This window comes from Brevundimonas sp. TWP2-1, assembly GCF_049897645.1.
GTDB lineage: Bacteria > Pseudomonadota > Alphaproteobacteria > Caulobacterales > Caulobacteraceae > Brevundimonas.
The window spans coordinates 130,361-148,175 of record NZ_JAFCWR010000001.1; the positions used below are offsets into that span (position 1 = coordinate 130,361).

A 17,815-nucleotide genomic window follows, 5' to 3' on the forward strand; every position below is an offset into this window, starting at 1 on the left:
AGCCGACTATGGAAAGAGACGCACATTACGCCGCAGTCGGGATCGCCACCGTCTGCCTTCTGGCGGCGCTGGCCGTGTTCACCATCTGGCTGGCCCGGCTGCAGTTCAACAGCGATTACGACATGTACGACATCGTCTTTTATGGGCCGGTGAACGGCCTGTCGGAAGGCGGCGAGGTGCATTTCAACGGCATCCGCGTCGGCGAAGTCACGGACCTGAACATCGACACCAAGCGCGGCGACCAGGTCATCGCCCGCGTTCGCGTGGACGGCACCACGCCGGTGCGCGTCACCTCGCGCGCCCAGCTGGAGCCGCAGGGCATCACGGGCCTGAACTACATCCAGATCACCGCCGGATCGCCCAACAGCGCCCTGCTGAAGGAGCAGTATCCTGACAACGTCGTACCGGTGCTGCAGAGCCAGCCGTCGCCGATCGCCGAGCTGCTGAGCGGTTCGGGCACGGTGCTGGCCCAGACGGTGGATGCGCTGAACCGGATTAATCGCGTCATGTCCGACGACAACATTCGCAGCTTCTCGACCAGCGTGAAGAATGTGGAATCCCTGACGACCGAGCTTGAGGCCCGCAAGGCCATCTTCCAGCAGTTGGAAGAGGCCGTCACCAACGCCAACGCGGCGGTGAAGGAATACCAGGGACTGGCCGTCGATACGCGCCAGATCATCAACACCGACGGTCGCCAGGCCATCGCCAATATCAACTCGGCGACGGCGGAGGCCCGCACGGCCATCGCCTCGGCCAACCGGTCGATCAGCGGGCTGGAGCGTCCGCTGGGCGACTTCACCACCAACAGCCTGCCGCAACTGAGCGGCACGATCGAAGAGCTGCAGGACGCCACCCGTTCGCTGCAGTCCCTGATCGACGACGTCCGCGCCAGCCCGCGCGACTTCATCGGTCGTCCCCAATCCAAAGAGCTGGAGGTGCAGCCGTGATCCTTTGTCCTGTCCTTCGAATGGCCGTCGCCGCGGCCGCTATGGCCGCGCTGAGCGGGTGCGCCCTCCTGTCGAGCCCAGACCCGGTGCAGAACTATCGGTTCGGCCTGCCGGTCGAGGCGCCGTCGGCCGTGGGCGACACGCCCGCGCCGCTGACGGTCTCGATCCGCCGCATCGAGTTTCCGCAGGCGACCGGCGACGACCGCATCCTGGGCGTCACGGGTCTGGAGACGGCCTATATCGGCGGGGCGCGGTGGGTGTCGCCGGCCTCGACCCTGTTCGACGACAGCCTGAAAGCCGCCTTCGCCAACCGGGCCGACCGGATTCGCGTGCTGGGCCGTCGCGAAGCCGGCACGCCGCCGCTGGTGTTGCAGGTGACGGTCACGACGTTCGAGGCGCGTTACGCCGCGCCGGGCGCCGTGCCGGACGTGGTGGTGACGGCGCGCGCGCAACTGCGCTCCACGCCTGAACGGCGCGCCGCGTCCGGCGGGACCATTCGCCCGGAAGAAGGGCGGTCGGTCGAACGCGTCTTCACCGTGACCCAGCCGGCCGGCGACAATCGCGTGTCGGCCATCGTCGCGGCCTTCGATACCGCCACCCGCGACATTAACACCCAGATCGCCGACTGGACCATCAGTTCCGCCAACTGACGGCCGGTCGGCCTTCATTCAGGGCTGCAGGACGCAGGCCTGCGGATGCGCTAGGCTGTCTCCGAATCTGACCCGGAGTTGTCATGAGTTTTTCCGCCACCGACGCTGCCTTCGAAGGCTTTCGGGTCGTTCGTCGTCACCCGGTCGTCGCCCTGGCCTGGGGGCTGGTCTATCTGCTGATGTATGTCGTCATGTTCGGCCTGGGCGCCGACAAATGGGCGGCCCTGATGGCGGCGGGCGAGGCGTTGGAACAGTCGGCCAACCCGTCGATGGCGGACTTCCAGGCCCTGGGTCAGGTCTATGCCGGCGCGCTGGCCTGGGCGGCCCCGGCCGGGCTGTTGATCGGGACGGTGCTCAGCGCCGCCGTCGCCCGGTCGGTCCTGCGTCCTGAAGAGTCGCGTTGGGGCTATGTCCGTGTGGGCATGGACGAGGTGCGCGTGCTGGTCGTCAGCCTGCTGGTCAGCATCATCGTGGGTCTCGCCTCCGGCGTGGGCATGGCCTTGGTGGGCGCCGCCATCGGCTTCGGCTCCGCGTCGGGCCAGCCTCTGCTGATCCTGGCGGGCGTGCTGCTGGTCTTCGCCGTCTTCGCCCTGATCGTTTGGCTGGCGATCAAGTTCAGCCTGGCCGTGCCGATGACCGTTGATCGCCGCAAGATCACGCTGTTCGAATCCTTCGGCGCCACCAAGGGCCATTTCTGGGCGCTGCTGGGCATGGCCGTGATCGCGGTCATCATGTCTCTGATCGTCAGCATCCTGGGCATGATCATTGGCGCGGCGACCGACCTGATGACCGGCGGGATCCAGACCCTGGCCCGCTTCGACGGCGTCGGCACGATGCAGATACTGGCCCAGGCCTGGCCGGCCATTCTGGTGTCGTCCGTCGTCAACGCCCTGATGTCGGCGCTGCAACTGGCCGTGCTCTATGCCCCGTTCTCGGCCGCCTGGGCGGCGCTGAAGCCGCGTTGAATCTCATCTCTCCCTCGCCGCCGGTTTCCGGCGGCGAGGGAGACTAAGGGTGTCAGGCCGACGCCTTGGCCCGCTTCTTCTTCGCCGGTTCGCCGACGGATCCGCCCAAGGCCGCGACCCGCGCCTTGCGTCGGGTCTCGTGCCGATCCAGCACCTCCTTGAGGTATTTGCCGGTCCAACTGGCGGTGTTATCCGCGACCTGTTCCGGCGTGCCGACCGCGACGATCTCGCCGCCGCCGTCGCCGCCCTCGGGGCCGAAGTCGAGCAGATAGTCGGCGACCTTGATGACATCGAGATTGTGCTCGATCACCACGATGGTGTTGCCGGCCTCGACCAGTTCCTGAAGCACCTCAAGCAGTTTGCGCGTGTCCTCGAAATGCAGGCCGGTGGTCGGCTCGTCGAGGATGTACAGGGTGCGGCCGGTCGCGCGTTTCGACAGTTCCTTGGACAGCTTGACCCGCTGGGCCTCGCCGCCTGACAGGGTGGTCGCCGGCTGGCCCACCTTGACGTAGCCCAGGCCCACCCGTTCCAGCGTCAGCATCTTGTCGCGGATCGGCGGCACGGCCTTGAAGAAGGTCGCGGCTTCCTCGACCGTCATGTCCAGCACGTCCGAGATCGACTTGCCCTTGAACACGATCTCCAGCGTCTCGCGGTTGTAGCGTTTGCCCTTGCAGACGTCGCAGGTGACATAGACGTCGGGCAGGAAGTGCATTTCGATCTTGATGACGCCGTCGCCCTGGCAGGCCTCGCAGCGGCCGCCCTTGACGTTGAAGCTGAACCGACCGGGGCCGTAGCCCCGCGCCTTGGATTCTGGCAGGCCGGCATACCAGTCGCGGATGGGGCCGAAGGCGCCGGTGTAGGTCGCCGGGTTCGAGCGCGGGGTGCGGCCGATGGGCGACTGGTCGATGTCGATGACCTTGTCGAAATGCTCCAGCCCTTCGATCCGGTCGAACGGGGCGGGGGCTTCGGACGCATTGTTCAGGCGACGCGCGGCGGCCTTGTACAGGGTCTCGATGGTGAAGGTGGACTTGCCGCCGCCGGACACGCCGGTGATGCAGGTGAAGACGCCGACGGGGATTTCGCCGGTCACGCTCTTCAGATTGTTGCCGCTGGCGCCGCTGATCTTCAGCATCCGCTTGCGGTCGATGGGGCGGCGGCCGTCGGCGGGGATCTCGATCTCGCGCTCGCCGGTCAGATATTTGCCAGTTAGGGACTTGGGATTGGCCATGACCTCGGCCGGCGTGCCCTCGGCGCAGACCTCGCCGCCGTGGATGCCGGCGGCCGGGCCCATGTCGATGACATAGTCGGCGGTCAGGATGGCCTCCTCGTCATGCTCGACGACGAGCACGGAGTTGCCGAGGTCGCGCAGCCCCTTCAGGCTTTCCAGCAGGCGGGTGTTGTCGCGCTGGTGCAGGCCGATGGAGGGTTCGTCCAGCACATAGAGGACGCCGGTCAGGCCGGAGCCGATCTGCGACGCCAGACGGATACGCTGGCTCTCGCCGCCCGACAGGGTGCCGGAGGCGCGCGACAGCGACAGATAGTCGAGGCCGACGTTATTGAGGAACCGCAGCCGGTCGCCGATCTCCTTCAAGATGCGCCGGCCGATCTCCATCTGCTTATCGCTGAGCGCCTCGGGCAGGGCCTGGACCCAGTCGTAGGCCTTCTTGATCGACAGGGTGGAGACGTCGGCGATGTCCTGGCCCCCGACCTTGACCGCCAGGGCCTCGGGCTTCAGCCGTTTGCCGTGGCAGGCGTCGCAGGGGGTCTCGGACTGATAGCGGGCCAGCTCCTCGCGCACCCAGGCGCTGTCGGTCTCGCGCCAGCGTCGCTCCAGGTTCGGCACGACGCCCTCGAAGGGCTTGGAGACCTCATATTTGCGGGCGTTGTCGTCGTAGGTGAACTTGATCTTCTCGGCGCCGGTTCCGTACAGGATCGCCTTGTGCGCCTGGGCCGGAAGCTCGCGCCAGGCCACGTCCATCGAGAAGCCGTAGTGGCGGCTGAGCGACTGAAGCGTCTGGGTGTAGAGGGGCGAGGGGCCGCGCGCCCAGGGGGCGACGGCGCCCTTGTGCAGGCTCTTGTCGCGATCCGGGATCACCAGATCGGCGTCGAAGGCCAGCTTGACCCCCAGGCCGTCGCAGACCGGGCAGGCGCCGAAGGGATTGTTGAACGAGAACAGCCGCGGCTCAATCTCCGAGATCGTGAAGCCCGACACCGGACAGGCGAACCGTTCGGAGAACAGCAGGCTGCGCGGGGTGGTCTCGCCCTCGGCGACACTGGCCCATTCGGCGTTGGCGATGCCGTCGGCCAGACCGAGCGCGGTCTGCAGGCTGTCGGCGTAGCGGGCTTCCTGGTCAGGCTTGGTGACGATCCGGTCCACGACGATGTCGATGTCGTGCTTGAACTTCTTGTCCAGGGTCGGGGCTTCGTCGATCGGATAGAATTGCCCGTCGATCTTCAGGCGCTGGAAGCCCTGGCGCTGCCATTCGGCGATCTCTTTCTTGTACTCGCCTTTGCGGCCGCGCACGACCGGCGCCAGCAGCAGGATGCGTTCGCCGTCGGGCAGGGCGACCAGCTTGTCGACCATCTGGCTGATGGTCTGGCTCTCGATCGGCAGGCCGGTGGCCGGCGAATAGGGCACCCCGACCCGCGCCCACAGCAGGCGCATATAATCATGGATTTCCGTCACCGTGCCGACGGTCGAGCGCGGGTTCTTGGACGTGGTCTTCTGTTCGATGGAAATGGCCGGCGACAGACCCTCGATCAGGTCCACGTCCGGCTTGCCCATAAGCTCCAGGAACTGGCGCGCATAGGCCGACAGGCTCTCGACATAGCGGCGCTGGCCCTCGGCGTAGATGGTGTCGAACGCCAGGGAGGATTTGCCCGAACCCGACAGGCCGGTCATCACCACCAGCTGCTCGCGCGGAATGTCGAGGTCCACGCCCTTGAGATTATGCTCGCGGGCGCCGCGAACGCGGATGAAGTTGTGCTTTTCGGTCATGCTGTCCGGAGAACGCGGAGGAGGGCCGGTCGGGTCCGGCGCGACATCGCTATATGGGGATGAATCGCTGGATTGAAGCAAGAACAATGTGTGAACATTGCGGCGATCCGCCGGCTGGGTTATCGTCGCGGCATGGCCGATGGTTTCGACATTCATCTGAACGAAGATCAGGCGCGGCGGCTGAAGGCTGCGGCCGAGGCGGCAGGCGTAGAACCGACGGCCTATGCCTTGAAAGCGCTGGAAGGCGTGATCGGCGATATCAGCATCGCAGGCGTCAGCGAATATTCGGCGGCTTGGGTCGCGGAGGACGCCGAACGCTGGGCGGAATATGAGCGAACAGGCGTAACAATTCCGCTGGAGGACGCCTTGCAGGACTTCCACGCCAATCTGGCTCGACGGCTGGCGGAGAAGTCGTGAAGTATCGGGTCCGGTTGCTGCCACCCGCGCGCAGCGATCTGATCCGCGTTTCGAACTTTCTGGCCGATGTAGCGCCGAGCGCCGCTCTACGCGCTGCTGATGTGCTGGACGATGCGCTCAGGACACTCGAAACCTTTCCCGAGCGTGCGCCGAAGAACCAGTTTGGCAGTCGAGACATGATCGTCCGATTTGGGCAGGCTGGTTATGTCATCCGCTATCATGTCGAGCGGGCGAGTGTCGTCATAACCCGTATCTTCCATACGCTGGAGGATCGTTCGTTCTGACCTAATCTGGCGTCCACGCCTGCGTCGGCCGCACGAACCGCTCACCCTTGGCCAGTATCACCCCGTTGGCGGTGGCGACGCCCAGTTCCAGGCTTTCGGCGATGCGGCGGGCGCGTTCGATGAAGTGATTGGCGGCGACAGTCGGGCACAGGTCGCGGGCGGTCTCGACGAAGAGGTCCAGCCAGCGGTCGAAGTGGCGGGCGTCGATGGGCAAGGGCAGGTGTTTCGGCATCGGCCGGCCCTGATAGACGCCGGTCGAGAGCGCGATTGACGACCAGAACAACTTCATCTGCGCCAGGTGCGGGGCCCAGTCGGTGATACGGGCCGCGAAGATCGGGCCGATCAGAACGTCATCGCGGACGCGGGCGTAGAAGCCTTCGACCAGGGCGTCGATCATGGCCTCGTCTATGCCGGTCTCTTCGCGCAGTCTCTGGACCGCAGCCTCGCGGCGGGCGGCGACGCCGGCGGGATCGTCGATGCGGAAACGGCTTTCCATAGCGGCCTGTCTAGCCGGAGCGAGCCTATTGGTCGAGGAAATCGCCGGCGTTGAAAGACAGGATGCAGACGGGATCGCCGCCCGCCGCATCGGTGGAGCAGGCATCCACGCCGAACAGATCGGCCTGGACCTTGGCGGTGGAGCGGAAGGTGCGGCCGTCGCGCTGGAACACCGAGCCGATCCTGTCGCTCCAGGGGATCAGGGCCGTCGCGAAAGCCGCGGCCGGCGCGCCGGTGCAGGTGAACAGCAGGAACTCCGCGCCGCGCCCGTCATCAGTGCGGCGATAGGCGCCAGCGGCGGCGGCCTGTGCGAGGCAGGCGGCGTAGAGGCGGGCGTTCGGCGTCGGACCCTGGGTCGGAACAGCGGCGTAGTTTGGAGCCATGGACGGGGCCTCGGGCGTGGTAGCGCAGGCGCCGGAGGTGAGAGTAAAGATGAGGGCGAGAGCGGCGACGGGCTTCATGAAAGTCTCCTGACGGTCAAGCTTCTCACGCGGCCGTGTTCGACGCCAGACTTGCGCATTGCACGATTACGACCCATCCTCCTTGTTCTGACGCGTTTTGCAGAAGGTTTGACGATCATGATCATCGCATTGGCCACCGGTTCCGCCCTGTCCGCCATGCTGCTCGTGATCCTCAATGCGAACCAGCCCAAGCCGAAACCCGTCCCCGTCCGCACTCGCGACACTCGACAAGGTCGCCGCTAGGACGCCTGACGGCGTAACCCTATTCGATAATCTGAGCCTGACGTTCGGCGCCGAGCGCACGGGCGTCATCGGCCGCAATGGCGCGGGCAAGAGCACGCTGCTGCGCCTGATCTCGGGCGCTTCGGCGCCGGCCGAAGGCGTGGTAGCGCGCACCGGCTCTATCGGTGTGCTGGATCAGCGGTACGACCCTGGGCCGAACGAGACGGCGGCGCAGACCCTGGGCGTCGCAGAAGACCTAACCATCATTGCGCGGGTGTTGGCGGGCGACGGCACGGCCGATGACCTGGCCGAGGCCGACTGGACATTGGAGGCGCGGCTGGGCCAGGCGCTGGCTGCCGTGGGGCTGTCGGGGGTGGCGCTGCATCGGCTGACCGTCAGCCTGAGCGGGGGCGAACAGACGCGGCTGAGGCTGGCCTGCTTGATGCTGGCGCAGCCGGACCTGATCCTGCTGGACGAGCCGACCAATCATCTGGACGTAGAGGCGCGGGCGCTGGTCGCCGAAGTGATCGGGCGCTGGGACGGCGGGGCCGTGGTGGTCAGCCATGACCGCAACCTGCTGCGTCGGATGGACCGGATCGTGGAGGTGTCGGGTCTGGGCGTTTCGATCTACGGCGGCGGCTATGACCTCTATGCCGCGCGCAAGGCGGCCGAGCGGGAGGCGGCGGAGCGGGGGTTGGCCGAGGCCGAGCGCGACGTCGCGCGTACGGGCGCCGAGGCGCAGAGGCGAACCGAAACCAAGGCCAAGCGCGACGCGGCGGGGCGGCGCAAGGCGGCCAAGGGCGACATGCCCAAAATCCTCCTGGGCGCACGGGCCGAGCGGGCCGAAAACAGCGGCGGGCGCGACCGGCTGCTGGCCACGCGACAGGCCGAGGCGGCGCAAGCCGCGCTGGCGGCGGCGCAGGATCGGGTGGAGCGGACGCGGGCGCTGGCGATCCCGATGCCGACGACGGGACTGGCGGCCGGACGAACGGTGCTGACGCTGGATCAGGCGTCGTGGGCGGCGCCCGAGGGGCGGACGATCGTCGCACCGATCGATCTGAGGCTGGTCGGGCCGGAGCGGGTGGCGGTGACCGGGGCGAACGGAGCCGGCAAGACGACCTTGTTGCGGCTGATCACCGGTGATCTGGAGCCCACGGCGGGGTCCGTCGAGCGGCCGGTGCGGGCGGTTCTGCTGGATCAGGAGGCGGCGATCCTGAAGCCGGACGAGACGCTGGTCGAGGCGTGGCGGCGGCTGAACCCCCAAGGGACCGTCAACGACGCCCAGGCGGCGCTGGCGCGGTTCCTGTTTCGCAACACGGCGGCCCAGCGTCGGGTCGGCGACCTGTCAGGCGGGGAGCGGCTGAGGGCTGCCCTGGCCTGCGTCATGACCGGCGCGACGCCGCCGCAACTGCTGGTGCTGGATGAGCCGACGAACCATCTGGATCTGGACGCCATCGCGGCCGTGGAGACGGCGCTTGTCGCCTACGACGGGGCGCTGGTCGTGGTCAGCCACGATGCGGATTTCCTGGCCGCGCTGGAGGTCACACGCACCTTGGTGCTGTGATGGGCTTAGGCTGTCAGCCCCAGGCTTCGACGGCGCCCTTGCGGCGGACCATCGAGGGGCTGGTGAGCTGGGTGCGCGGTTCGGCCTCGGCACGGCCGAACAGCCAGCCCTGGCCGTATTCGACGCCTGCGGTCTTCAGCTCGGCGGCGACGCCGTCGGTTTCGATCATCTCGGCGATGGTTTCCAGCTTCATCGAGCGGCACAGTTCCACGATGCTGTGCAGCATGGCCCTTGACCGTTCGTCCGTCTGGATGTCGCGCACGATGGCGCCGTCTATCTTGACCGCATCGACCGAGAGCTTTCGCAGATAGTCGAAGGCGGCGGCGCCCGCGCCGAAGTCGTCGATGCAGACCCTGATGCCGGCTTCGCGCAGGGCGGCCAGACGACGGTCGGCGGCCTCGATGTCGGCGAGGGCCGAGGTCTCGGTGACTTCGACCATCAGGCGTCGACGTTCCTCGGGCGCGCCGGCGGTCATGCGCAGCAGGTGTTCGACATAGGAGTCGTCGCCCAGCGAGGCGCCGGAGACATTGATCGCCATCTTCAGCAGGCCGGCGCCTGACTGACGCATCCGCTTAAGCACCTTTTCCGCGACGGCGAGGTCGAAAGATTCGATCAAGTCCAGCTCCTCGGCCATGCGGATGGCGTCGGCGGGGCCGCTGTTTGAGTTGAAGCGGGTCAGGGCCTCGAAATGATGAACGGCGCGAGAGTCGAGGTGGACGATGGGCTGGTAGTGGACCTGGAATTCGCGCGACTTGACCAGGCTGCGGAAGGTCTCGGCGTCGCGGAAGGTGCGTTTCAGCGAGTCCGCGAAGGCGATCTGCGGATTGATCAGGCCGTCGCCCTTCAAACAGCCCTCTATGGCAAACCGCATGGCGCGCAGGACGCACAGCGAATCCGATCCAGGCGGCACGGGTGAGCTGAAGGCTTCGGCGCCGAGGGACAGACCTTCGGCGCGGCCCGCTTCGACGATTTCGGCGGCGATGTCGCGGCGGTCGTTGGCGGGACGCAGCAGGGCGAACCGCACACCGGTCACCTGGGCCGCGCTTGATCCCTCGACGGCGGCAGACTGGAGGGTCGCCTCGATGCGGCGGTTCAGACGGTAGGCGGCGTCGCCGCTGACGTTCTCAAGACCCCGAATGTCCAGGAAGGACAGTGCGAGATCTGTGTCGCCGTCCAGCACCCGCCCGGCGTCTGTCAGGAATTCTTCCGCCTCCAGCAGAGGACGGGTTTCAAGATCTTCGAGCGCGAAGGCCGGGCCTTCATAGGAGATGGCGCAGGACACGGCCGGCGCCATCTGCGGCAGGACGAAAGCCCTGAAAGAGGCGCGCCGGACGCGGTCGGGACCTGCCGCCACCAGGACGGAGGTGGAGGGAATGCGCACGCCGGGCTTCATGCCGCGCAGGGCCGTCATCGTGGATGCGCCATCGTGCAACAGATCGAGCAGCGGTCGGCCGGTCCAGGTCGCGCCGGCATCCTCGCCCGCCAGCGCGCCGGCGCCGATCGCGAAGGAGACAACGCCCTCAGAATCCACCTCCACCAATGTGTCGGCGGATGCGAAGGCCAAGCCTAGGAGGCGGGTGGTCAGCGTCATGAAGACATGCTGACACGCAGTCGCTTAAAAAATAGGCAATTATCCTGAGGTCGCGAACCGTGATTTGCGGCGTCGATGACGTCGCCCCTCAGGCCATCCGGTTCAGCGCGACGGCGCGTCCGTCGCCCAACGCAGCACGCCCATCGGCGGCATAGGCGGAGGCCGGCGTGCGGGCGGCGGTCACCTCGGCGGCGATGGCTCGGACCAGGCCCTCTGAAATCTGACGGGCGGCGTCGACGGCGCGACCGTGACGGGTCAGGACGGCGTCGAAAGCGCGGGTGGCGTCGATCAGGGTCTTGCGGTCTTCGAGCGGCGCGCCGCTCAGCAGGGCCGGGTTCGCCTTCACGTGGGCGGAATCTCGACGGTAGAGATTGGCCATTTCCTGGGTCTCCGCCAGGCCTGACGCCACGTCCTGGGGCCGGCCGCCGGCGAAGGCGAGGGTCTCGGCTTCCAGCCGTTCGGTCAGGCGCAGCGTCAGGGTGGTCAGTTGACGCACGCGCGCCTGTGCCAGTTCGGGGGCCAGTTCGGTGTCCCTCATTGCCGCCCCTCCTGCATCTTCAGCATTTCGGCCATGACCGTGTTGCTCAGGCCGATGCCCCCGGCCTTGACTGTGCTCTTGGCCATTTCGTCCAGCATGAAGCTGCGCCAAGTCGCCTCTCCCTGACCGCCGCCGAACAGGCCGTCGGTCGAAATGCCCTCGAACATCGGCTTCAGCATCTGCGATATGAAGGTGGCCTCGAAGGCCTTGGCGGTTTCCTCGATCTTGTCGCGGTTCGGCGCTGTGGGCGCGGCCGCAGCGGGACGCAACAGATCAGGCGAGACGGTCAGATCGCTCATGCTCACATCACCTCGATGTCGGCCTGAAGGGCGCCGGCGGCCTTGATGGCCTGAAGAATGCTGATCATGTCGCGCGGGCTGACGCCCAGAGCGTTCAGACCGTTGACCAGGGTGGACAGGTTCGCCCCGCCCCCGACCATCCTCATCTGGGTGCCCAGATCCTCTTCGACGCTGACCTGGGTGGACGGCACGACAGCGGTCTGGCCCTGGCTGAAAGGTGCGGGTTGGCTGACGAACGGCTGTTCGTCGACCGAGATGGTCAGATTGCCCTGGGCGATGGCGACGCGGGAGATGCGGACGGCGTCGCCCATGACGATGACGCCGTTGACCTCGTCGATGATGACCTTGGCGGGGGTGTCGACGCTGACCGCCAAGTTCTCGATCCGGCTGATGAAGCCGGCCATGCCCAACTGTCCCGGCGCCCGCAGGGCGACCACGGTCCCGTTCTCGGCCAGGGCTGAGCCAGGGTAGGCGGCGTTCACCACAGCGGCGACGCGTTGGGCGGTGGTGAAGTCGGGGTTGCGCAGGTTCAGGCGCACCTCGTTCATGTTCGCCATCTGGAAGCCGGTCTCGCGTTCGACCACGGCGCCCGAGGCGATGCGGCCGGCGGTCGGAACGCCGCGCGTCACCGAAGAACCCGAACCGCCCGAGGCCGAGACCGCGCCAGTCTGGACCGAGCCCTGGGCCACCGCATAGACTTGTCCGTCCGCGCCCTGCAGGCTGGTGACGACCAGCGAACCGCCCAGCAGGCTCTTTGCGTCGCACATCGAGGCGACCGATACGTCGACGCGCGAGCCGGGCGTGGCGAAGGCCGGCAGATCGGCCGTGACCATGACGGCGGCCATATTCTTGGTGTTGGCGTTGGCGCCGCGGATGTTGACGCCCAGCCGCTCGGTCATGCCTTCCAGCGACTGACGGGTGAAGGGGCAGTTGCGCAAGCTGTCGCCCGTGCCGTTCAATCCCATAACCATGCCGTAGCCGACCAGCTGGTTGCCGCGCACGCCTTCGACGGCGACGATGTCCTTGATGCGGGACTGCGATTGGGCCAGCGCCGAGGTCGCACCGCCGGCGACGACGATCGTCGCGGCGACGGAGGCGATGAGGCGGGCAAGCAGATTTTGCATCGGTCAGGCGTCCACGCAAGGTTACGCCCCTTTCCCTGCGAGGATCATGCCGGATAATTAACGACGTGAATTCAACGTCGGCTGGCTTTGCAGCGGTATTGAAGCGGCAGGATTTGCCGGGGCGTTAACCAAACAGTCACCGCCGCCCGTCATGCATGGGCTCATGACGCGGAGCACCTACGCATGAAGGTTGTCGGCCCAAACGGCGTCAGCACGCCCGCAAGCACACGCACGACGCGATCCGCCAGCGGCTTTTCGCTGGGCCAGGCGCCGGCTGTGGCGTCGCCTTCAGCCGCGACGGCCAGCTCTGCGACCGGCGGCGTCTCTGACGTTTCGGCCCTTATGGCGCTGCAAGGGATCGAGGGGCCGCTTGAGAAGCGTCGCCGGGCGATCCGACGGGGCGGCGGTCTTCTGGACCGCTTGGAAGAACTCAAGCTAGCGCTTCTGACGGGCGACGCGGACGAAGGCTCGCTGGATCAGATGGCGCGAACCCTGCGCGAGGAGCGCACAGACGACGGTGATGCGGATCTGAGCGCCTTGCTGGACCAGATCGACCTGCGAGCCTCGGTGGAACTGGCAAAGGCCGAAATGCGCGGAAAACGGGGCTGAGGCGGAATAATCCCCTAATCTCAGTCGGCTAAGCTTCCCAGGTGAGTGACATTTGTCACTGTAAGCCCTCCGGTCACCGTAATCGGATCACGGAAGCGAGAACCGCGTTGCCGCGACTCGACAGGCTGACTATACGGCCATCTACGCCACAGGGGGGCGTGTTAGAGAGCGTGAGATCGATGAACGCTTTGGCGTCCGTTGTGTCCGACGAAACCGGCCCGTATCGGCCGTCTGACAGCGAGCCGTTCATGAACGAACGGCAGCAAGCCTATTTCAAGAAGAAGCTGATGGACTGGAAGGACGAGATCCTTCGCGAGTCCAAGGGCACGGTGGTCAATCTGAAAGCGGAGACCGAAAACCACCCCGATCTGGTGGATCGCGCCTCTTCTGAATCCGACCGCGCCCTTGAGCTTCGCACCCGGGACCGCCAGCGCAAGTTGATCTCCAAGATCGACGACGCCCTGCGCCGGATCGAGGACGGTTCCTACGGCTACTGCGAGGACACCGGCGAACCGATCAGCCTGGGTCGTCTGGAAGCCCGCCCGACGGCGACCCTGTCGGTCGAGGCCCAGGAACGCCACGAACGCCGCGAACGCGTCCACCGCGACGACTAACTTTCAGCCCGTTCAGGCGGAAAGAGCCGGGATCAGATCGGTCTGGCTGAAGTCGTCGCCCTTGAACAACAAAGGCGCGTCGCTTTCCTTAGCCAGGGCATAGGCGAAACAGTCGCCGAGATTGAGCCTAGCGGGCGTGCGCTTTCCGAAGTCTCGTTCAGCGCCTGCGGCCAGAGACGCCGTGCGTGATGTGGCGGGGGCGATCCGTATTCCCAAACTTGCGATCACGAGATCCAGATCCGCGACGCCGGCCTCACCGCGCAGTGCTCTCAGACGCGTGGCCGCTTCCCAATAACCGACAGGCGACATGAACAGGTCTGTTTCCCGCGCCATGAACCGACGGAACGCCATGTCTTCCGGTTCTCGCAGAAGCACCGCCACCAGGGCGGACGCATCGACCACGATCATTTGGGCAGACCGTCTTCGTCATAAATGTCATCGTCGGTCAGCAGGGGGCCAATGATCGGCAGGCTGTTGAAGTGAGCGACGATTTCTTCCACGGCGGCGAGTTTGGCCTCGATTTCAGCCTCGCGTCTGGCGACCAGCCGTTCGTCCCGCTCTCGGACCATGTCCTCGACCAAGTCGGTGATGGACTTCCCTTCAAGACGTGCAAGTTCACGCAGCCGTTCGGCGACTTCGGGCTTTCTGATCTGAACCGGCGCATTCATGACGGATCGAGTTCTATCATGATAAGCCGTTCAATCCTACCCACGCCTTGACTTCGCCGGGTTGCGGGGCGACCTAGCCGCCTCGCTTTCGAGGTCGTCTATCCATGTCCGTCAAGGTCCGTTTCGCCCCGTCTCCCACGGGTAAGCTGCACGTCGGCAATGTCCGCACCGCCCTGGTGAACTGGATGTTCGCCAAGGGGCAGGGCGGGTCGTTCGTGCTGCGGATCGACGATACCGACCTGGCGCGCTCCACGCCCGAGTTCGAACAGGGGATCGAGGACGATCTGACCTGGCTGGGGATGCTGTGGGACGAGCGTTACAACCAGTCCAAGCGGTTCGACCGCTATGAGGAGGCCGCCGCCAAGCTGAAGGCTTCGGGCCGGCTGTATCCGGCCTATGAGACCGCCGACGAACTGGACCGGCGTCGCAAGGTGCAGCTGTCGCGCGGCCTGCCGCCGATCTACGACCGCGCCGCGCTGGAGCTGACCGAAGACCAGAAGGCCGCCTATGAGGACGAGGGCCGTCGCCCGCATTGGCGTTTCAAGCTGGAAGGCAAGCGGGTCGCCTGGGAAGACCTGGCGCGCGGTCATGCCGAGGTGGACACGGCCTCGATGTCGGACCCCGTGCTGATCCGCGAGGACGGTCTGTTCCTCTACACGCTGCCGTCGGTGGTCGACGATATCGACATGGCCATCACGCATATCATCCGGGGCGAGGACCACGTCACCAACACGGGCGCTCAGATCGAGATCTTCGAAGCGCTGGGCGCGACCGTGCCCGGCTTCGCCCATATGCCGCTGCTGGTCGGCGCCGACGGCGCGGCCCTGTCGAAACGCCTGGGCTCGCTGTCGATCAGCGACATGCGCGACCAGGGCTACGAACCCATCGCGATCACCAGCCACCTGGGCCGGATCGGAACGTCCGATCCGCTGGAAGTGGGCGCCTCTGTCGAGGCCCTGGGCCAGAGCTTCGCCTTTTCCAAGATGGGCCGGTCCCCGGCGCGGTACGACACCGCCGATTTGGACCGTCTGAACGCCCAGGCTCTGCATGTCATGGACTATGCGACGGCCCAGCCGCGTCTTCAGGCGCTGGGCGCCGATCTGGGCGAGACCTTCTGGTCTGTGGTGCGCGGCAACCTGACCAAGTTCGCCGATGTCGCTGAAATGGCGAAGATCGTGCAGGGGCCGGTCCAGCCGGTGATCGAGGACGCCGCATTCATCGAGACGGCGCTGCGTCTGCTGCCGGACGTGATCGACGAGAACGCCTGGTCGGCGTGGACCTCGGCCGTCAAGGCCGAGACGGGCGCCAAGGGCAAGGCGTTGTTCATGCCGCTGCGTCTGGCGCTGACGGGCCAGCCGCACGGGCCGGACATGGCGGCCATGGCGCCGCTGATCGGTCGCGAGACGATAGAACGACGTCTGAGAGGCGAGGCGGCCTAAACCGCCTCGCACTTCATTAGGCGTTGCAGACGGCCAGTTCGTCGGCGCTCAGTTCCACGCCCTTGTAGGAGAAGGCGGTCACTGGACCGAACTTCTGAACCACGCGACGGCAGGCGCGCGTTGCAGGTTGCGGCGTGCCGCCCGAAGCGGTGCAGGTCGCGCCTTCGCAGGACCAGCGCGCGCCGTCGATGATGGTGGCGCGAGCGGGCGCCGAGGCGGCGTCGACCAGGGTCAGGCTGGTGGCGGTAGGGGCCTGGGCGACGGCCGGAGCGGCGGCGAACAGGGCAGCGGCGATGAGCAGGGCGCGCATGGAAAACTCTCCGAAATGAAGAACGGCGTCGTGCCGCTGAGCCCCAATGTCAGTTTTCCATAAAAACTGTCAATACGTAGTCGCGCGAATATTAGCGACGATCACTTATCGCCGATCATGCTTCAACTGCGGCATGTCGCCGCCAGTCTGAACCTGGGCCATCGCCTCTTCGACCGTGTCGGCGACGGTCCAGGCGTCGAGGAACGAAGGCGGGGTCATCCCTTCCTCGACGCTGTGCTTCATCAGGGCGAAGAAGCCGTTCCAGAAGCCGTTCAGGTTCAGGAAGACGACCGGCTTGTGGTGCAGATCCAGCCGCTTCCACGACAGCAGTTCGACGACCTCTTCCAGGGTACCGATGCCGCCGGGGGCGACCACGAAGGCGTCCGACTGATCGTACATCAGCTGTTTGCGCTCGTGCATCGAGGTGACGACGACGGTCTCGACCTCGTCGAACAGGCGTTCGCGGCTGCGCAGGAAGGCCGGCATGATGCCGACGACCCGGCCGCCCGTGTCATGTGCGCCGCGCGCCGATGCGCCCATCAGGCCCACGCCGCCGCCGCCATAGACCAGCCGCCACCCGGCCTGGGCCGTCGCCTTGCCAAAGGCGTAGGCGGCCTCGGTGTAGGAAGGATCGGCTGTCTCGGAAGCGCCGCAGAACAGGCAGACGGAAGAGCCGTCGAACGGCAGGAACGAAACGGGGGGCAGGGACATGGAGCCTCGAAGAAAACGAATACCCGATCTGGCCATGGCCAAACCGACGGCGCTCAAGCTAACACAGGCTCAAGCCGCTGGGTCGCCAGTCCTATATCGTAGAGGCGAAGGATGAAACGTCGGATGATCGTCGCGTGTGTCGCGGTCCTGGCTGCGGCGGCCTGTTCCGACCCGCAAGGCGGCGTTGCGGGGCCGACAGGGGCGGATGAAGCCTCGCCCTGGGTCCGGCCGCCGCTGATCGACGGTGTGACACGTGATGGCGGGGTGCTGGTCGTGCGCGGGGCGGCGGGTCCGAATGCGCGCGTCGTGCTGCGTGCGCCGGGTGCGGCTGCGGTGGCCGCCAGCGCGGATGGGGCGGGCCGATTCGAGCTTCGGCTGCCGCCCCTGCACGGCGATGTGCGGTTCACGCCCGAGGTGCAGGTGGGCGAGGACGCCGCCGTTTCGCCCGAGACACTGGTGGTCATCCAGGGCGGGGCGGGGCCTGTGGCGCTGATCGCCGCAGGCCAGCCGACCGTCCGTCTGGATGGCGCAGGCGGGCTGGACGCGGTGGACTCGGACGGCGCCACGCTGATGGCGTCGGGTCAGGCGGAAAGCACGGCGCCCGTCGTGACGATCAACGGCGTCGGCGTGACGGCGACGGCGATCGGGCGCGGGCGGTGGCGGGCCGTCACGGGACACGCGGGCGCAGCGGCGATCACGGTGAACGGCAAGAGCGTCGACTATCCGGGCGCGGGCGGTGCGACGGTTTTCGTCATCGAGCGAGCCGGGCAGGGTTGGCGGATTACCTGGCCCGTGGCGCCGAACGGTCGCCAGTCGGCGTGGCTGCCGGATCGGGTCGGTTAACGTCCTGGAAACCAATTCGGTTAACTAAGAGGGTCGTCCTCAGGGACACCATCACCGAACCTTATT

21 protein-coding genes are annotated in these 17,815 nt (G+C 66.6%); 10 read left to right on the forward strand and 11 right to left on the reverse strand.

Translation table 11 applies throughout. From position 1 onward, the window contains the following. Positions 1–8 precede the first annotated feature (8 nt). The 3 genes from ACP7BH_RS00680 to ACP7BH_RS00690 all read left to right on the forward strand — a co-directional run bounded on the left by ACP7BH_RS00680 (position 9) and on the right by ACP7BH_RS00690 (position 2,562). Positions 9–947, forward strand: coding sequence for an MlaD family protein (locus ACP7BH_RS00680; RefSeq protein WP_159845126.1), 939 nt, complete (start codon positions 9–11; stop codon positions 945–947). Beyond that, positions 944–1,597: an ABC-type transport auxiliary lipoprotein family protein gene (locus tag ACP7BH_RS00685; protein ID WP_425984532.1), complete on the forward strand. Its 654-nt coding sequence runs from the start codon at positions 944–946 to the stop codon at positions 1,595–1,597. Before ACP7BH_RS00680 ends, ACP7BH_RS00685 begins: the two co-directional genes overlap by 4 nt. Positions 1,598–1,680: 83 nt before the next feature. Beyond that, a complete protein-coding gene (locus ACP7BH_RS00690; RefSeq protein WP_425984531.1) occupies positions 1,681–2,562 on the forward strand; it encodes a hypothetical protein in 882 nt (293 codons plus the stop codon). A 52-nt stretch (positions 2,563–2,614) separates the two neighbouring features. On the opposite strand, the gene uvrA is transcribed toward ACP7BH_RS00690, so the two are convergent. Continuing rightward, complete coding sequence (gene uvrA, locus ACP7BH_RS00695; protein WP_425984529.1) at positions 2,615–5,560, reverse strand: excinuclease ABC subunit UvrA; 2,946 nt, start codon at positions 5,558–5,560, stop codon at positions 2,615–2,617. Between the two features lie 90 nt (positions 5,561–5,650). On the opposite strand from uvrA, the gene ACP7BH_RS00700 reads away from it, so the two are divergent. Both ACP7BH_RS00700 and ACP7BH_RS00705 read left to right on the forward strand, forming a co-directional pair. After that, positions 5,651–5,977, forward strand: a complete 327-nt coding sequence (locus ACP7BH_RS00700) for a hypothetical protein (protein ID WP_425984527.1) — start codon at positions 5,651–5,653, stop codon at positions 5,975–5,977. Continuing rightward, a complete protein-coding gene (locus tag ACP7BH_RS00705) occupies positions 5,974–6,261 on the forward strand; it encodes a type II toxin-antitoxin system RelE/ParE family toxin (protein WP_425984525.1) in 288 nt (95 codons plus the stop codon). The genes ACP7BH_RS00700 and ACP7BH_RS00705 overlap by 4 nt, the downstream gene beginning before the upstream one ends. Before the next feature lies 1 nt (position 6,262). Here ACP7BH_RS00705 and ACP7BH_RS00710 read toward each other — a convergent pair whose 3' ends face one another. Then, entirely contained in the window at positions 6,263–6,757 is a 495-nt protein-coding gene (locus tag ACP7BH_RS00710; protein WP_425984523.1) for a group III truncated hemoglobin, read from the reverse strand. A 25-nt stretch (positions 6,758–6,782) separates the two neighbouring features. Next, on the reverse strand, positions 6,783–7,217 hold the full coding sequence (locus tag ACP7BH_RS00715) for a hypothetical protein (protein WP_425984521.1): 435 nt from the start codon (positions 7,215–7,217) through the stop codon (positions 6,783–6,785). 175 nt (positions 7,218–7,392) lie between these two features. On the opposite strand from ACP7BH_RS00715, the gene ACP7BH_RS00720 reads away from it, so the two are divergent. After that, positions 7,393–9,003 (forward strand): ABC-F family ATP-binding cassette domain-containing protein, encoded by a 1,611-nt coding sequence (locus ACP7BH_RS00720; RefSeq protein ID WP_425984519.1) that lies wholly within the window; start codon positions 7,393–7,395, stop codon positions 9,001–9,003. A 13-nt stretch (positions 9,004–9,016) separates the two neighbouring features. Here ACP7BH_RS00720 and ACP7BH_RS00725 read toward each other — a convergent pair whose 3' ends face one another. The 4 genes from ACP7BH_RS00725 to ACP7BH_RS00740 form a co-directional block, all read right to left on the reverse strand. After that, positions 9,017–10,594 (reverse strand): EAL domain-containing protein, encoded by a 1,578-nt coding sequence (locus ACP7BH_RS00725; protein WP_425984517.1) that lies wholly within the window; start codon positions 10,592–10,594, stop codon positions 9,017–9,019. A gap of 88 nt (positions 10,595–10,682) precedes the next feature. Continuing rightward, positions 10,683–11,132 (reverse strand): flagellar basal-body protein FlbY, encoded by a 450-nt coding sequence (locus ACP7BH_RS00730; protein WP_425984515.1) that lies wholly within the window; start codon positions 11,130–11,132, stop codon positions 10,683–10,685. Beyond that, positions 11,129–11,431, reverse strand: coding sequence for a rod-binding protein (locus ACP7BH_RS00735; protein WP_425984513.1), 303 nt, complete (start codon positions 11,429–11,431; stop codon positions 11,129–11,131). The genes ACP7BH_RS00730 and ACP7BH_RS00735 overlap by 4 nt, the downstream gene beginning before the upstream one ends. Before the next feature lie 2 nt (positions 11,432–11,433). Further along, entirely contained in the window at positions 11,434–12,555 is a 1,122-nt protein-coding gene (locus ACP7BH_RS00740; protein WP_409715623.1) for a flagellar basal body P-ring protein FlgI, read from the reverse strand. Between the two features lie 183 nt (positions 12,556–12,738). Between ACP7BH_RS00740 and ACP7BH_RS00745 the strand changes: the two genes are divergently transcribed. Beyond that, entirely contained in the window at positions 12,739–13,164 is a 426-nt protein-coding gene (locus ACP7BH_RS00745) for a flagellar assembly protein FliX (RefSeq protein WP_425984511.1), read from the forward strand. Positions 13,165–13,343: 179 nt separating this feature from the next. Next, complete coding sequence (gene dksA / locus ACP7BH_RS00750; protein WP_425984509.1) at positions 13,344–13,778, forward strand: RNA polymerase-binding protein DksA; 435 nt, start codon at positions 13,344–13,346, stop codon at positions 13,776–13,778. Between the two features lie 12 nt (positions 13,779–13,790). Here dksA and ACP7BH_RS00755 read toward each other — a convergent pair whose 3' ends face one another. After that, entirely contained in the window at positions 13,791–14,186 is a 396-nt protein-coding gene (locus ACP7BH_RS00755) for a type II toxin-antitoxin system VapC family toxin (protein WP_425984507.1), read from the reverse strand. Next, positions 14,183–14,446 carry a type II toxin-antitoxin system VapB family antitoxin gene (locus tag ACP7BH_RS00760; protein WP_425984505.1) on the reverse strand — a complete coding sequence of 88 codons (264 nt, stop codon included), beginning with the start codon at positions 14,444–14,446 and terminating at the stop codon, positions 14,183–14,185. The genes ACP7BH_RS00755 and ACP7BH_RS00760 overlap by 4 nt, the downstream gene beginning before the upstream one ends. Before the next feature lie 104 nt (positions 14,447–14,550). Here ACP7BH_RS00760 and gltX point away from each other — a divergent pair, with 104 nt between their 5' ends. Beyond that, positions 14,551–15,885 (forward strand): glutamate--tRNA ligase, encoded by a 1,335-nt coding sequence (gltX, locus tag ACP7BH_RS00765; RefSeq protein ID WP_425984503.1) that lies wholly within the window; start codon positions 14,551–14,553, stop codon positions 15,883–15,885. Positions 15,886–15,901: 16 nt separating this feature from the next. Here gltX and ACP7BH_RS00770 read toward each other — a convergent pair whose 3' ends face one another. After that, positions 15,902–16,195 carry a CC_3452 family protein gene (locus ACP7BH_RS00770; RefSeq protein WP_425984501.1) on the reverse strand — a complete coding sequence of 98 codons (294 nt, stop codon included), beginning with the start codon at positions 16,193–16,195 and terminating at the stop codon, positions 15,902–15,904. Positions 16,196–16,300: 105 nt separating this feature from the next. Further along, entirely contained in the window at positions 16,301–16,906 is a 606-nt protein-coding gene (locus ACP7BH_RS00775) for a TIGR00730 family Rossman fold protein (protein WP_425984499.1), read from the reverse strand. Positions 16,907–17,017: 111 nt separating this feature from the next. Between ACP7BH_RS00775 and ACP7BH_RS00780 the strand changes: the two genes are divergently transcribed. Continuing rightward, complete coding sequence (locus ACP7BH_RS00780) at positions 17,018–17,749, forward strand: hypothetical protein (RefSeq protein ID WP_425984497.1); 732 nt, start codon at positions 17,018–17,020, stop codon at positions 17,747–17,749. Positions 17,750–17,815 lie beyond the last annotated feature (66 nt).

Excerpts from the sequence above, each read along its gene's own strand:
- ACP7BH_RS00680 (WP_159845126.1), top strand. The coding sequence starts at position 9 with ATGGAAAGAGACGCACATTACGCCGCAGTCGGGATCGCCACCGTCTGC.
- ACP7BH_RS00690 (WP_425984531.1), top strand. The coding sequence starts at position 1,681 with ATGAGTTTTTCCGCCACCGACGCTGCCTTCGAAGGCTTTCGGGTCGTT.
- uvrA (WP_425984529.1), bottom strand. The coding sequence starts at position 5,560 with ATGACCGAAAAGCACAACTTCATCCGCGTTCGCGGCGCCCGCGAGCAT.
- ACP7BH_RS00710 (WP_425984523.1), bottom strand. The coding sequence starts at position 6,757 with ATGGAAAGCCGTTTCCGCATCGACGATCCCGCCGGCGTCGCCGCCCGC.
- ACP7BH_RS00715 (WP_425984521.1), bottom strand. The coding sequence starts at position 7,217 with ATGAAGCCCGTCGCCGCTCTCGCCCTCATCTTTACTCTCACCTCCGGC.
- ACP7BH_RS00720 (WP_425984519.1), top strand. The coding sequence starts at position 7,393 with ATGCGAACCAGCCCAAGCCGAAACCCGTCCCCGTCCGCACTCGCGACA.
- ACP7BH_RS00725 (WP_425984517.1), bottom strand. The coding sequence starts at position 10,594 with ATGACGCTGACCACCCGCCTCCTAGGCTTGGCCTTCGCATCCGCCGAC.
- ACP7BH_RS00730 (WP_425984515.1), bottom strand. The coding sequence starts at position 11,132 with ATGAGGGACACCGAACTGGCCCCCGAACTGGCACAGGCGCGCGTGCGT.
- ACP7BH_RS00735 (WP_425984513.1), bottom strand. The coding sequence starts at position 11,431 with ATGAGCGATCTGACCGTCTCGCCTGATCTGTTGCGTCCCGCTGCGGCC.
- ACP7BH_RS00740 (WP_409715623.1), bottom strand. The coding sequence starts at position 12,555 with ATGCAAAATCTGCTTGCCCGCCTCATCGCCTCCGTCGCCGCGACGATC.
- ACP7BH_RS00745 (WP_425984511.1), top strand. The coding sequence starts at position 12,739 with ATGAAGGTTGTCGGCCCAAACGGCGTCAGCACGCCCGCAAGCACACGC.
- dksA (WP_425984509.1), top strand. The coding sequence starts at position 13,344 with ATGAACGCTTTGGCGTCCGTTGTGTCCGACGAAACCGGCCCGTATCGG.
- ACP7BH_RS00755 (WP_425984507.1), bottom strand. The coding sequence starts at position 14,186 with ATGATCGTGGTCGATGCGTCCGCCCTGGTGGCGGTGCTTCTGCGAGAA.
- ACP7BH_RS00760 (WP_425984505.1), bottom strand. The coding sequence starts at position 14,446 with ATGAATGCGCCGGTTCAGATCAGAAAGCCCGAAGTCGCCGAACGGCTG.
- gltX (WP_425984503.1), top strand. The coding sequence starts at position 14,551 with ATGTCCGTCAAGGTCCGTTTCGCCCCGTCTCCCACGGGTAAGCTGCAC.
- ACP7BH_RS00770 (WP_425984501.1), bottom strand. The coding sequence starts at position 16,195 with ATGCGCGCCCTGCTCATCGCCGCTGCCCTGTTCGCCGCCGCTCCGGCC.
- ACP7BH_RS00775 (WP_425984499.1), bottom strand. The coding sequence starts at position 16,906 with ATGTCCCTGCCCCCCGTTTCGTTCCTGCCGTTCGACGGCTCTTCCGTC.
- ACP7BH_RS00780 (WP_425984497.1), top strand. The coding sequence starts at position 17,018 with ATGAAACGTCGGATGATCGTCGCGTGTGTCGCGGTCCTGGCTGCGGCG.